The organism is Comamonas testosteroni TK102 (assembly GCF_000739375.1).
In the GTDB taxonomy this organism is placed as follows: Bacteria; Pseudomonadota; Gammaproteobacteria; order Burkholderiales; family Burkholderiaceae_C; genus Comamonas; species Comamonas brasiliensis.
In genome coordinates this window covers 2,926,822-2,940,060 of sequence record NZ_CP006704.1, presented here as the reverse complement: position 1 = coordinate 2,940,060, position 13,239 = coordinate 2,926,822, and the positions used below count along the sequence as shown (strand labels likewise).

Annotated in this window: 12 protein-coding genes; 8 read left to right on the top strand and 4 right to left on the bottom strand. The window is 61.2% G+C overall.

Translation table 11 applies throughout. From position 1 onward, the window contains the following. Positions 1 to 165 precede the first annotated feature (165 nt). From O987_RS13250 to O987_RS13230, 5 genes are all read left to right on the top strand, one after another. Positions 166 to 2,733, top strand: a complete 2,568-nt coding sequence (locus O987_RS13250) for a PAS domain-containing sensor histidine kinase (RefSeq protein WP_003055353.1) — start codon at positions 166 to 168, stop codon at positions 2,731 to 2,733. Continuing rightward, positions 2,730 to 3,383 (top strand): response regulator transcription factor, encoded by a 654-nt coding sequence (locus O987_RS13245; protein WP_003055354.1) that lies wholly within the window; start codon positions 2,730 to 2,732, stop codon positions 3,381 to 3,383. The genes O987_RS13250 and O987_RS13245 overlap by 4 nt, the downstream gene beginning before the upstream one ends. Before the next feature lie 147 nt (positions 3,384 to 3,530). After that, positions 3,531 to 4,385 (top strand): bifunctional methylenetetrahydrofolate dehydrogenase/methenyltetrahydrofolate cyclohydrolase FolD, encoded by an 855-nt coding sequence (gene folD / locus O987_RS13240; RefSeq protein WP_003055356.1) that lies wholly within the window; start codon positions 3,531 to 3,533, stop codon positions 4,383 to 4,385. Between the two features lie 195 nt (positions 4,386 to 4,580). Next, positions 4,581 to 6,632 carry a M3 family metallopeptidase gene (locus O987_RS13235; RefSeq protein ID WP_043372747.1) on the top strand — a complete coding sequence of 684 codons (2,052 nt, stop codon included), beginning with the start codon at positions 4,581 to 4,583 and terminating at the stop codon, positions 6,630 to 6,632. Positions 6,633 to 6,851: 219 nt separating this feature from the next. Further along, positions 6,852 to 7,550: a glutaredoxin family protein gene (locus O987_RS13230; protein WP_051962179.1), complete on the top strand. Its 699-nt coding sequence runs from the start codon at positions 6,852 to 6,854 to the stop codon at positions 7,548 to 7,550. Between the two features lie 118 nt (positions 7,551 to 7,668). Here O987_RS13230 and rpiA read toward each other — a convergent pair whose 3' ends face one another. Further along, on the bottom strand, positions 7,669 to 8,367 hold the full coding sequence (gene rpiA, locus O987_RS13225) for a ribose-5-phosphate isomerase RpiA (RefSeq protein WP_012838302.1): 699 nt from the start codon (positions 8,365 to 8,367) through the stop codon (positions 7,669 to 7,671). Between the two features lie 34 nt (positions 8,368 to 8,401). On the opposite strand from rpiA, the gene O987_RS13220 reads away from it, so the two are divergent. Next, positions 8,402 to 9,460, top strand: a complete 1,059-nt coding sequence (locus O987_RS13220) for a quinone-dependent dihydroorotate dehydrogenase (protein ID WP_029158554.1) — start codon at positions 8,402 to 8,404, stop codon at positions 9,458 to 9,460. 104 nt (positions 9,461 to 9,564) lie between these two features. On the opposite strand, the gene O987_RS13215 is transcribed toward O987_RS13220, so the two are convergent. From O987_RS13215 to O987_RS13205, 3 genes are read right to left on the bottom strand one after another with little or no spacing between them, the layout of a single operon-like run. Further along, a complete protein-coding gene (locus O987_RS13215; RefSeq protein ID WP_003055365.1) occupies positions 9,565 to 9,939 on the bottom strand; it encodes a hypothetical protein in 375 nt (124 codons plus the stop codon). Between the two features lies 1 nt (position 9,940). After that, positions 9,941 to 10,342 carry a phage holin family protein gene (locus O987_RS13210; protein WP_019043180.1) on the bottom strand — a complete coding sequence of 134 codons (402 nt, stop codon included), beginning with the start codon at positions 10,340 to 10,342 and terminating at the stop codon, positions 9,941 to 9,943. Positions 10,343 to 10,367: 25 nt separating this feature from the next. Then, the gene (locus tag O987_RS13205; RefSeq protein WP_003055367.1) at positions 10,368 to 10,679 is read right to left on the bottom strand and encodes a DUF883 family protein; all 312 of its coding nucleotides are present in this window, start codon (positions 10,677 to 10,679) and stop codon (positions 10,368 to 10,370) included. A 581-nt stretch (positions 10,680 to 11,260) separates the two neighbouring features. Here O987_RS13205 and dsrO point away from each other — a divergent pair. Both dsrO and nrfD read left to right on the top strand, forming a co-directional pair. Beyond that, on the top strand, positions 11,261 to 12,109 hold the full coding sequence (dsrO, locus tag O987_RS13200) for a sulfate reduction electron transfer complex DsrMKJOP subunit DsrO (RefSeq protein WP_043372746.1): 849 nt from the start codon (positions 11,261 to 11,263) through the stop codon (positions 12,107 to 12,109). Positions 12,110 to 12,122: 13 nt separating this feature from the next. Continuing rightward, entirely contained in the window at positions 12,123 to 13,163 is a 1,041-nt protein-coding gene (gene nrfD / locus O987_RS13195; RefSeq protein ID WP_043372744.1) for an NrfD/PsrC family molybdoenzyme membrane anchor subunit, read from the top strand. Positions 13,164 to 13,239: the final 76 nt, after the last annotated feature.

Here is a 13,239-nt window from a genome sequence, read left to right as displayed (position 1 = left end):
CGCTGGCGAGTTTCGCACATTTTTTTTAAATTTCAAATTGTGCTTTGTGATTTCACTATATAAAAAAATGTTGCAAATGCACATACAGTGACGGCTCTATAGATTGTCTTTTACGCGACAGAAATAGTCACAGATTCCACTGGGTCTCTCACCTACACTGGAGGCATGCAAACAAGCAATCACGAACGAGAAAAAGAGGACGCAAAAAGCGCGCAATCCGTTGCATCCCCTGTGCGCTGGTGGCGTAGTTGGTGGCGCAGCCTGTCGCCGACCCGGCAGGACCGTTACGCCGCTCTCGCGCCGCTGGCATCCGTGCTGATGTTCATGGCTGCAATCATTGCGTCCTTCTGGTATTTGCGCACGGAAGAGGTGGACCGCGAGCAGGAAGCTCTGCGCCGCGATGTCGAATATGCCCAGCAACGCGTGCGCCTTCGACTGCTGGAGCGCCAGGAGCAGCTGATGCGCATGGCGCGCGACATCGGCACCCGCGAAATGCGCAAGGCCGACTTCGACGGCCGCACCGAAGCGCTGATCAGCCAATACCCCGAGCTGCAATCCATCACCTGGATCAACGACAAGCGTCAGGTTTTGTACAGCCAGTCCGCCCCGACAGTGGCCACGGATCAGCTGCGTGCTGTCGGCGAAGGCCTGCATCAGGGCGAGACCCTGCAAGCCTATGAGCAGGCCCGCGAAATGCTGCAGCCTATTTATGTGCAGGAAAGAGCCCAGCCCAACGAGCTGCCTCCGCTGCTGCAGCTGCATGTCCCCATCAGCTCCAACAGCCGCTACCAGGGCGAGCTGCTGGCCGAATTTTCGGTGGACAGTCTGCTGCGCTATGGCACGCCCACCGAAGTGATGGCGCGTTACGCCATCACCATGCGCGATGCCGACGACCATGTGCTGGCCGGCACGCCACTGGCGCCGCGCAAGACGCCTACCGAGCTGCTGCACTGGCGCGCCATTGCCAATGAATATGAGGTGCCGGTCTCTCCCGTAGGCACGGCGCTGATGATGCGCGCACAGGCCTATCAGACCTCGCTGGGCGTTGTCGGCAGCGGCCTGTTCTGGCTGGTGGGCACCTTGTCGGCCATGACGGCCTGGCTGCTGCTGGCCACCTGGCGCCACACGCGCCGCCGTCAGCGCGCCCAGGAGGCCCTGGTTGCCGAAACCAACTTCCGCCGGGCCATGGAAAATTCCGTGCTGACCGGCATGCGTGCACTGGATCTGCACGGCCGCATCACCTATGTGAACGCGGCCTTCTGCCAGATGACGGGCTGGAGCGAGAAAGACCTGGTTGGCCAGGTTCCACCCTATTCCTACTGGCCCGACAACGACTACGACAATCTGCACTCACAGCTGCGCGAGGAACTGTCGGGCAAGACCATCGTCGGCGGTTTCCAGGTCCGCGTGAAGCGCAAGAACGGCAGCCTGTTCGACGCACGCCTGTATGTATCGCCGCTGATTGATGCGCATGGACAGCACACGGGCTGGATGTCGTCCATGACGGATATCACAGAGCCCAACCGGATTCGCGAACAGCTGTCTGCCTCGTACGAGCGCTTCACCATCGTGCTGGAAGCGCTGGATGCCTCTGTTTCCGTAGCACCTCTTGGCAGTGCCGAGCTGCTGTTTGCTAACAAGCTGTACCGCCAATGGTTTGGATCGCACACTGAAGGGCATCTGCAGCTGGTCGCCCAGGCAGGCAAGCTGCCCATTCGACGCCAGCCCGAGCCAGAGGACGAAGACGCCCTCATGGGCCTGCCCACGGACACGCTAACTGCCGCACACAGCGGGAATGCTGAAATCTTCGTGCCCAGCCTGAGCAAATGGCTGGAAGTCCGCTCGCGCTATCTGAGCTGGGTGGATGGCCGCCTGGCCCAGATGGTGATTGCCACCGACATCACCCAGCGCCGCCTGGCCGAGGAGCAGGCCGCGGCCCAGGCAGAAAAGGCTCAGACCGCCAGCCGCCTCATCACCATGGGCGAGATGGCGTCCAGCGTGGCGCATGAGCTCAACCAGCCTCTGACTGCCATCAGCAACTACAGCTCCGGCATGCTGACACGCCTGGAAAACGGCACGCTCACGCCGGACCAGATGAAGTTTGCGCTGGAAAAAACCGCTCATCAGGCCCAGCGTGCCGGGCAGATCATTCAGCGCATCCGCTCCTTCGTGAAAAAGAGCGAGCCCAATCGCATGCTGGCCCAGGTGAACGAGATGGTGAGCGAAGCGCTGGAGCTGGCCGGCATCGAGCTGCGCCGCCGCAATGTGCAGCTGACCTCGCATATCGCCGAGCGCATGCCGCCGGTAATGGCCGATGCCATCCTCATCGAGCAGGTTCTCATCAATTTGATGAAAAACAGTGCTGAGTCAATTGACATGTCCGACCGCCCGCTGGGTCAGCGCAATGTGGAATTGCGCGTTCGCCCCCAGGTCTTTGAAAGCCTGCCGGGTGTGGAGTTCACCGTGGAAGACACAGGCAAGGGCCTGCCGCCGGAAGTGTTGGAACACTTGTTCGAAGCCTTCTTCTCCACCAAGAGTGAGGGCATGGGCATAGGCCTGAACCTTTGCCGCTCGATTGTCGAATCACATCAGGGCCGAATGCATGCCGAGAACCTCTACAATGGAAGCGAGGTCACTGGTTGCCGGTTCTCGTTCTGGCTACCGTTGGCAACGGGTGTGGAGACGACAACACTCACCACGACAAGCGAACCCATAAAGAGGACGATTGCATGAGTTTGATTCCCAAAAAAGGCACTGTTTACGTAGTTGACGACGACGAAGCAGTCCGTGATTCGCTGCAATGGCTGCTGGAAGGCAAGGACTACCGTGTGCGTTGCTTTGACTCCGCCGAGACCTTCTTGTCGCGCTACGACCCACGTGAAGTGGCGTGCCTGATCGTCGACATCCGCATGGGCGGCATGACCGGCCTGGAGTTGCAGGACCGCCTGATTGAGCGCAAGTCGCCTCTGCCCATCGTCTTCATCACCGGCCACGGCGATGTGCCCATGGCCGTGAACACCATGAAGAAAGGCGCACTGGACTTCATCCAGAAGCCTTTCAACGAAGAAGAACTGCTGGGTCTGGTCGAGCGCATGCTGGATCACGCCCGCGAAGCCTTTACCGGCCACCAGCAAGCCGCCAGCCGCGATGCGCTGCTGGCCAAGCTCACGGGTCGCGAAGCCCAGGTGCTCGAGCGCATCGTTGCCGGCCGTCTGAACAAGCAGATTGCCGACGATCTGGGCATCTCCATCAAGACCGTGGAAGCCCACCGCGCCAACATCATGGAAAAGCTCAACGCCAACACCGTGGCCGATCTGCTCAAGATCGCACTGGGCCAGGGTCAGACCAGCGCTGCAGCCAAGGCGGCAGCTGCCGTCAATTAAGTGCTCCCCGCGAAATTGGAAACCATTCCAATCGCGAGATAATCCACGGAGCACTGGCCAGGCCTCGCGCTTTAGCCAACTCCTACTCTGATAGCTGCTAGTGCTTGTATATCAAGGGCTAGCAGCATTTTTATTGGTACTCCAGCAATGACAGCCCAACTCATCGACGGCAAAGCCCTCTCCGAACAACTGCGCAAGGAAGTCGCCACACGCGCGGCAGCGCTAAAGGTCAAGGGCATCACGCCCGGCCTGGCCGTGATTCTGGTGGGCGACAACCAGGCTTCCCAGGTTTATGTGCGCAACAAGGTCAAGGCCTGCGAAGACGTGGGCTTCCACTCGGTGCTGGAAAAGTACGATGCATCCATGACCGAAGCCGAACTGCTGGCACGTGTCGAAGCGCTGAACAACGACCCGAGCATTCACGGCATTCTGGTGCAGCTGCCACTGCCCAAGCACATCGACGACCACAAGGTCATCGAAACCATTTCCCCCGCCAAGGATGTGGATGGCTTCCATGTGGCCAGCGCCGGCGCGCTGATGGTCGGCGAGGTCGGCTTCAAGGCCTGCACCCCCTACGGCTGCATGAAGATGCTGGAATCCATCGGCATGAAGGATCTGCGCGGCAAGCACGCCGTGGTCATCGGCCGCTCCAACATCGTGGGCAAGCCCATGGCCATGATGCTGCTGGCAGCCAACGCCACGGTCACCGTCACCCATAGCGGCACCGCCGATCTGGGCGCCATGACTCGCCAGGCCGACATCATCGTCGCGGCCGTGGGCAAGGTCGACGTGCTGACCGCCGACATGGTCAAGCCCGGTGCCGTGGTCATCGATGTGGGCATGAACCGCAACGCCGAAGGCAAGCTCTGCGGCGATGTGGACTTCAACGGCGTCAAGGAAGTGGCGGGCTACATCACCCCTGTGCCCGGTGGTGTCGGCCCCATGACGATTACCATGCTGCTGGTCAACACCATGGAATCGGCAGAGCGCGCCGCAGGCTGATCCCTCGAAACCGCTTCGCCCTCCCCCTCTCTGGCGCCGAGCGCCCGAGAGGGCGGCGGCTTCGCTTGGTCGCGACGCCTGTTCGCGCCCCAGGCGCAAGCACGCTTCTGACCACAGGCTGACGCTATGAAGGCGATAGCAATAAATACCCTGAGAGCGCTTGATTTTCCCGACCTTGCCGGCACCTAATACAGCATGAGCAATCCACTTCTCGAATCCTCCTCCCTGCCCCTGTTTGACCGCATTCAGCCTGCGGATGTGGCGCCCGCCATCGACACTTTGCTGGCCCGTGCCAGCGAGGCGCTGGAGACCGTGGTTGCACCGGACTTCCCCGCGCAGTGGGAAGCCATCTCTGCCGTGCTGGACGTGGCGACCGAAAAGCTGGGCACTGCCTGGTCGGCCATCAATCATCTCAACAGCGTGGCCGACACGCCCGAGTTGCGCGCTGCCTATAACGAAGCCCTGCCAAAGGTCACCGAGTTCTGGACCAATCTGGGTGCCGACGAACGCCTGTACGCCAAGTACAAGGCCATAGCCCCGGCCAGCCTCAACAAGGAGCAGCGCGCCGCCTGGGAGCATGCCATGCGCGGCTTTGTGCTCTCGGGTGCCGAACTGCAGGGCATAGCCAAAGAACGCTTTGCACAGATCCAGGCGCGCTCGGCCGAGCTGGCACAGAAATTCAGCGAGAACGCGCTGGACGCCACCGATGCCTTTGCCTACTACGCCAGGATTGACGAGCTGGACGGCGTTCCGGCCGATGTGATCGCCGCGGCCAAGGCTGGCGCCGAAGCCGATGGCAAGGAAGGCTACAAGCTGACGCTGAAGATGCCCAGCTATCTGCCGGTGATGCAGTTCGCCAAGAGCGGCGCACTGCGCGAGAAGATCTATCAGGCTTATGTGACCCGGGCCTCCGACCAGGCCGAGGGCGACGGTAAGCGCTTTGACAACACCGCCGTGATGAAGGAAATTCTCGCCCTGCGCCTGGAAGAGTCCCAACTGCTGGGCTACAAGAACTTCGGCGAGGTCTCGGTCGTGCCCAAGATGGCCGATTCACCCCAGCAGGTCATAGATTTTCTGCGCGATCTGGCGCAACGCGCCCGCCCCTATGCCGAAAAGGATGTGGCCGATCTGCGCGCCTTTGCCAGGACCGACCTCGGCATTGCCGACCCCAAGCCCTGGGACTGGGCCTTCATCGGCGAAAAACTCAAGGAAGCCCGCTATTCCTTCAGCGAGCAGGAGCTCAAGCAGTATTTTCCGGCACCCAAGGTGCTGGCCGGTCTGTTCAAGATTGTCGAGACCCTGTTCGACGTCTCCATCCGCCGCGATGAAGCCCCAGTATGGAACCCCTGCGTGGAGTTCTACCGCATCGAGCGCTCCAGCGCGCAAGGCCCTCAGTTGGTCGGCCAGTTCTATCTCGACCCGCAGGCACGCAAGGGAAAGCGTGGCGGCGCTTGGATGGACGATGTGCGCACGCGTTGGCTGCGCCCCGACACCCACCAGCTGCAAACGCCTGTGGCCCATCTGGTCTGTAATTTCGCGTCCGGCGTGGATGGCAAGCCCGCGCTGCTGACGCACGATGACGTGATCACCCTGTTCCACGAAACCGGCCATGGACTGCACCACATGCTCACACAGGTCAACGAACGCGATGTCTCGGGCATTGCCGGCGTGGAGTGGGATGCCGTCGAACTGCCGAGCCAGTTCATGGAAAACTTCTGCTGGGAATGGGATGTGCTCAAGCACATGACCTCCCATGTGGACACGGGCGAGGCCCTGCCCCGTGCACTGTACGACAAGATGATTGCGGCTAAGAACTTCCAGTCCGGCATGCAGACCCTGCGCCAGATCGAGTTCGCGCTGTTCGACATGTTGCTGCACACCGAGCACAACCCGGCAGATGACTTCATGGCGCTGCTGAACCAGGTTCGCGCCGAGGTGTCCGTGCTGCAATCGCCAGCCTACAACCGTATGGCCCACACCTTCAGCCATATCTTTGCCGGCGGCTATGCCGCTGGCTACTACAGCTACAAATGGGCCGAGGTCCTGAGCGCGGACGCTTATGCGGCTTTCGAAGAAACCGTGCTTGCCGACGGCTCGCCCAACCCAGAGACCGGCCGCAAGTACCGCGAGTCGATTCTGGAAGCCGGTGGCAGCCGCCCTGCCATGGAATCCTTCAAGGCCTTCCGTGGCCGCGAACCACAGATTGACGCCCTGCTGCGCCACCAAGGCATGAGCCAGGCCGCCTGAGTCTTGTGCAGCCTCCTAAAAAAGCGCCCTTCCAGGGCGCTTTTTCATGCCCGCGACTGCGAGCGGAAGGCCTAGACTGACACTGGCTGACTTGCGCACCGGGAACCGATCAAGACAGACCGGAGCCTGGCTGCAGACAGACCTTCATGCAGGCTATGCTCTGCCCATTGGCGTTCGCGCCCTCAGACCTCTTCATTGCACTTCATTGATCAAATTGAGATGCCACGATCTTTCATTGCCCGGCCTTCGGCCGAGAAACCGACGTCCCGCAACGCACTGCTGCTGACGACGCTTGTAGCCACCTTTGCCGCATTGGCGAGCGGAGTCAGCCCGGCTCAGAATCTCTACCGCAGCGTGGGTCCCGACGGGCGGGTCACCTACTCCGACCGGGCCATCAGCCCCAACGCCAAGCCCAGCACCGAAGCCGTGAGCAGCGCCGATGGTGCGGCGTCTTCGGCCAGCGCACAACTGCCATACGAGCTGCGCCAGACTGCCAACCGCTATCCCGTCACGATCTACACGGGCAAGGACTGCGAGCCCTGCGACGAGGCCCGGTCTCATCTGCAAAACCGCGGCATCCCGTTCAGTGAACGCAGCATAGACACCAGCAGCGATGTGGCGGCGCTCAAAAAGCTCAGTGGGCAGGACAGCCTGCCCTTTGCCACCATCGGCAACCAGCACCTCAAGGGGTTTGGCGCCGACAGCTGGGACCAGTACCTGAGCGCTGCCGGCTACCCCAAGCAGCCCCAGCTGCCAAAGAACTACAAAGCCCCCGCAGCCAAGCCCTTGACCGTGCCGGCACCAGCCGCGACCGAAGCAGCCAAGCCTGCAGAGCGTCCTGCGGCACGCATCACGACACCCGCTGTCCCTGCCCCTGGTGCTCCCACGCCTGACAACCCCGCGGGTCTGCGCTTCTAGGACTCATAAATTTCAAATGAAATCATGCGCCAACGCTTATCCATCAAGTGTTAGCAGCTATCAATTTCATAAAAAGCCACCTGTGCAAGCAGGTGGCTTGAAGGCAGCGGCCTGACGCTCAGTATTCCAGCGTCTGCACGCCTTGAGCGGTTCCCAGCAGGCACACCGCAGCCTTCTGGTGAGCAAACACGCCGACGGTCACCACGCCTGGCCACTGGTTGACTTCGGACTCGAAGGCCAGCGGCTCGGCGATCTTCAGGCCGCGGACATCCAGAATATGCTGGCCATTGTCGGTCACCAGCGGCGCACCATCCTTCATGCGAATCTGCGCCGTCACGTCAGCGCCCATGGCTTCAAAGCGACGGGCGATCTGGGCAGCCGCCATGGGAATGACTTCCACGGGCAGCGGAAAATTGCCCAGCACTGGCACGCGCTTGGACTCATCGGCAATGCAGACAAAACGCTGAGCCAGCGCCGCCACGATCTTCTCGCGCGTCAGCGCCGCACCGCCGCCCTTGACCATATGGCCCTTGCCGTCGATCTCGTCGGCACCGTCGATGTAGACGGCCAGACTGGTGACTTCATTGGCATCGAACACCTTGATGCCCAGGGCCTTCAGGCGCTCGGTACTGGCCACGGAGCTGGAGACGGCACCGGGAATCTGGTCCTTGATAGTGGCCAGTGCATCAATGAATTTGTTGACCGTGGAGCCTGTGCCCACGCCCACAATTTCACCGGCGACCACATATTTCAGGGCAGCTTGTCCGACCAAAGTTTTCAGTTCATCTTGAGAAAGAGGTGCAGCAGATGTCGTCATGAGGGAAAATCCAGGTAATCCTGCGATTATCTCCATGTCTCTTATTCCTTACTCACTGACGCGTCCTATTCTTTTCGGCATGGACCCCGAAGCGGCCCACGACCTCACCATGAATCTCATGGCCAAGGGTCAAAATACCTTGCTGCAGAAAGCCTGGGAGCGGCCTCTGATCAGCGACCCCATCGAGCTGGCGGGCCTCAAGTTCCCGAACCGCGTCGGCATGGCAGCCGGCCTGGACAAGAATGCACGCTGCATCGATGCGCTGGCCGCCATGGGTTTCGGCTTTGTGGAAGTGGGCACCGTCACGCCCCGTCCCCAGCCCGGCAACCCCAAGCCCCGCATGTTCCGCATTCCGGAAAAGAATGCGCTGATCAACCGCCTGGGCTTCAACAACGAAGGCCTGGATGCGTTCCTAGCCAATGTGCGTCGCTCCCAAGTGCGCGCCAAAGCAGGAAGCAATGGCGGCGCGATGCTGCTGGGCCTGAACATCGGCAAGAACGCCACTACCCCCATCGAAGAGGCCACCAGCGACTACATCAAGGCGCTGGACGGCGTGTACCCTCATGCCGACTATGTGACGGTCAACATCAGCTCCCCCAACACCAAGAATCTGCGTGCGCTGCAGAGCGACGAGGCGCTGGATGCGCTGCTGGGTGCGGTCGCCAATCGCCGCGAACAGCTTTCCAGCCAGCATGGCAAGCGCACGCCGGTGTTCGTGAAGATCGCTCCCGACCTCGATGAGGAACAGGTCGGTGTGATCGCCGCGACGCTGGAGCGCCACGGCATGGATGGCGTGATTGCCACCAACACAACCATCAGCCGCGACGCCGTCAAGGGTCTGCAGCATGCCGAAGAAGCCGGCGGCCTGTCCGGCGCACCCGTGCTCGAAGCCAGCAACCAGATCATTCGCCAGCTGCGTTCAGCCCTTGGCAGCCGCTTCCCAATCATCGGCGTGGGCGGCATCCTCAGCGGTGCTGACGCCGTGAGCAAGATCCGCGCGGGCGCCGATGTGGTGCAGATCTACAGCGGCTTGATCTATCGCGGCCCCGACCTGGTCACCGAAGCAGCCCAGGCCATCGCCCATATGCACTGAAATTTCACTGAAGTTGCACTGAGCCTGAAGCTTGGCCTTCTGACCGTGCCAAAAAGAAACAGCCCGTCCGGCATATGCCTGACGGGCTGTTTTTTCAGGGCTGTTCAGCCGCGCGTACGTTGCTGCAGCTTGAGGATCCAGGGCAGCGCAGCACTGCCCCAGCGAATCAGTTTGCCCGGCCCCAGAACCATGAGCAGGCCACCCGCTGCGGCCGTTGCCAGCGGATGCAGGCGCACGAACGACAACAGGCGCTCTGGCAAGGGAGCATCCGCGTCCACATGCGGCGTCGCTGTCCTGCGCAAGGCAAGCGTCTGAGCCTTGGCAGCAGCTCTGGCCTTGATGCGTGCACGCTGCTTGGCAATGCGCAATAGCACCAGTTTCTGCTCGGCGGTCGCCTCATTCCAGAGCAGAGCATCCATACCTGCGGGCTTGGCGGGCTCCAGCTCTGCGGATCGCGAATCGGGAGAGACGCTGTTCATGCTAAATCCTCTCCTTCAGCGCTTGCCAGTCTGACCTGAGCTCGCGCCGTGTCAGCCTGAATGGACTGGACAGTTGCCTGACGGCTACCAGCAGACGCCACAGCCCCAGGCCCCAGATCAGAACCCAGCCGCCGACCAGCAGCCATGCCGCCAACTGGCGATGCTCGCTGTCCCAGAACTGCACGAGCAAAGCCATGGACAGGACAATGAGCACCACCACGGTGAGAGCGCCCAGCACAATCGCCAGCACCGCCAGCGTTTGCATGCTGCGCTTGTGCTGCTGCCATTCAAGCTGCGCAAGATCAACCCGGTCTTCGGCAGCAATCGCTGCCTCGTTCAGGTTGGCGCGCCAGCGCTCCATCAGGGAGTCAAGACCTAGTAGTGAAATCAGATTCACAGGCACTTGTCCTTTTGCAACTCGGCAATGCTTAGCGACGACCCAGCATGAAGCCCAGCAGAGCGCCCACGGCCAGCGCTGCACCGGCAACGCGCCAGGGTTCGTCGTGAGCGTAACGATCAGCCACATCAGCAGCTTCACGTGCCTGGCGAGCAGCATCATGGGCGGCACGCACGGCAGATTCGCGCACGTTGGCCATGCTGTCGTCGATGCGCTGACGCAGCGCGCTGATTTCGGGAACCTTGTCCAGTTCACGGGCAGACAGCAGACCGCGCAGATCGCTGACCAGTTTTTCCAGATCGTCTTGGGCAGTGGAAACGGCGTCGGAAACAGAGCGTGACATATCGGTCCTTTCAATGTGACGAAATTGGAATATCGCATGCACTGGGCAGTGCACCAAGATAGCTGCGAAGCAGCAAGCATCGGGGCCGGCCGCTCATAAAACCTGCAGCATGTGAACATCTTACAGAAAACACACCGCATCCAAGAAACTCGCGGACCCTCAGCACTGTCAGACAGCAACGAAACTGCCCCATGCCGGACCGCTAACCAGCGTTCAGGGGCCAGACCACACCGCTGCTGCCCGGGCGGCAGCTAGGCCCCCGCATTCGGGGCTGCATCAGGCATGCAGGATACGGAGTTTCGTCTTCAGCGTCGGCAAGCCAGCAAACCTGATTACAGATGGCCATGTATCGATTGCTTAACAGTTCATTAATGAAGCGCCGGCATGCTTGCCGAACCGTCATGTCCTGGCATGACTTGCAGTCCCAAAACTCCCGGGAAAGCGAATACTTGACCCAAATCAAGTAGCACAAATGGCAACTTTCATATAGTCATATACATATAAAAAAAGTTAATTTAATACTTTTTATATGTAAGGCATCAGAGTTTTCTGTTGCCACTGCGACGATGAAAGTAAGGGCCATGCCACTTCAGAAACAAGAACTCTCCGACGGCTCAACCAGCAGCTCGGCCTGCACCTGCAGCACCCGATCCATTGCCCGGGCACCTGCGCAGGCAGTGACAGCGTCCACCAAGCGCGGCTTCTTGCAGGACTTGATTGCCATGGCCACTGGCCTGGGCATTGCGGGAAATGCCCGCGCTGCATGGCCCGGCGACCCTGCATTCCAGCCCGCACGGCGCCCCGGCATGGAAGGCAAACGCTTCGGCATGCTGGTCGACATGCGCAAATGCATCGGCTGCCAAGCCTGTACGGTGAGCTGCTCGGTCGAAAACCAGCCCCCCATCGGCCAGTTCCGAACCACGGTGCTGCAGTACGAAATCGACCAGGCCGGCGACACGGCTGCAGCCATGGTCAGTCTGCCGCGGCTGTGCAACCACTGCGACGAACCGCCTTGCGTGCCCGTATGCCCGGTACAGGCCACATTTCAGCGCACCGACGGAATCGTCCTTGTCGACAACGAGCGCTGCGTGGGCTGCGGCTATTGCGTGCAGGCCTGTCCCTACGACGCGCGCTTCATCAATCATGAAACGCAGACTGCCGACAAATGCACCTTCTGCGAACACCGCCTGGAAGCCGGCCTGCTGCCTGCCTGCGTGGAAAGCTGTGTGGGCGGTGCGCGCGTGATCGGCGACCTGAACGACGCGCACAGTGAAATCAACCGGCGCATCGAGGCTCACAAGGATGAGATCAAAGTCCTCAAGCCCGGCATGCAGACCAAGCCGCATGTCTTCTACATCGGCCTGCCCGATGAGTTCGTGAACGGCGTGGACGGCCAGGCCACGGTCCGCCTTGTTGCCGAACATCTGTAAAAGGAGTTCCCTCATGCAAATCATTGAACTCCTGACCCCGGCCTACGAAGCGGCCTGGCTGCCCTGGGCCGTGCAGTATTTCTTTCTGGTCGGTGTGGCCACGGGGGCTGCGCTGCTGGCCTCGGCCTGCGCATTGGGCCCAGCCCGCGGCTTGCGCCAGCGCCTGCTGCCCACGGCTGTGCTGGTGCTGGCCGTGAGCGCGATTGCCGCACCTGTCGCACTGCTGGCCGATCTGCACCAGCCTGCACGCTTCTGGCATTTCTATGCACACCTCACACCCTGGTCGTGGATGAGCCTGGGTGCCGTGCTTATGCCCGCATTCGTCGGGCTTTGCGTGCTGATGTGTGCACTGTGGTGGCTGGGCAGGCCGCAATGGATGCGCCTGCTGGTGCCTGTGCTGGTGCTGTCCGCGCTCAGCATCGTGGTCTACACGGGGGCCGAAATCATGGTCATCCGCGCGCGCCCGCTGTGGAACACGCTGTGGGTACCGATCAATCTGGCGCTCAGCGGCTGGCTGGCGACCGTCGGCATGGGTTTTGTGCTGTACCGCTTTCTGCCCCGGGCCTTGCAGCCGGATGCAGCAGCCCTGCAAGGACTGCGCCATCTGGGCCTGTGGCTGGCCACCGGCCTGATTGCCAGCGCCCTGACCTGGGGAATTGCCGGCATCGCGGGCCAGAGCCCTTCCTTCGATAGGGCGATGCGCCTGTTCAGAGAGTTCCCTGTCTGGCGCATCTCCATGCTGGGCTCGGCCGTGTTTGGTACAGCCGTGGTGATGGCGCTGCTGCGCGGCGAGCATCGTATGGCAGCCAAGGGCTACACCCTGGTGCTGGGCACTGGCCTTGCCGCATCGGCCTGGGCATTCCGCTGGGCACTGTTCATGGGCGTGCAGGGCGTACCCAAATTCGGCGCCGGCCTCTATCTCTACAGCATGCCTCTGGGCGGTGAAGGCCTGATGGGCATGCTGGGCGTGGCCGGCCTGTGCGTGGCACTGGTCGCAATGGCCACCTGGGCACTGGAGCTGTTCCCGGCCCGCGAGCCTGCGGGCATCACTTAAAAATTACGCCAAATACCACCAAAACACAATAACAGCAAGCGATAGCAGCTATCAATATCATAGAAACACTGCTGCG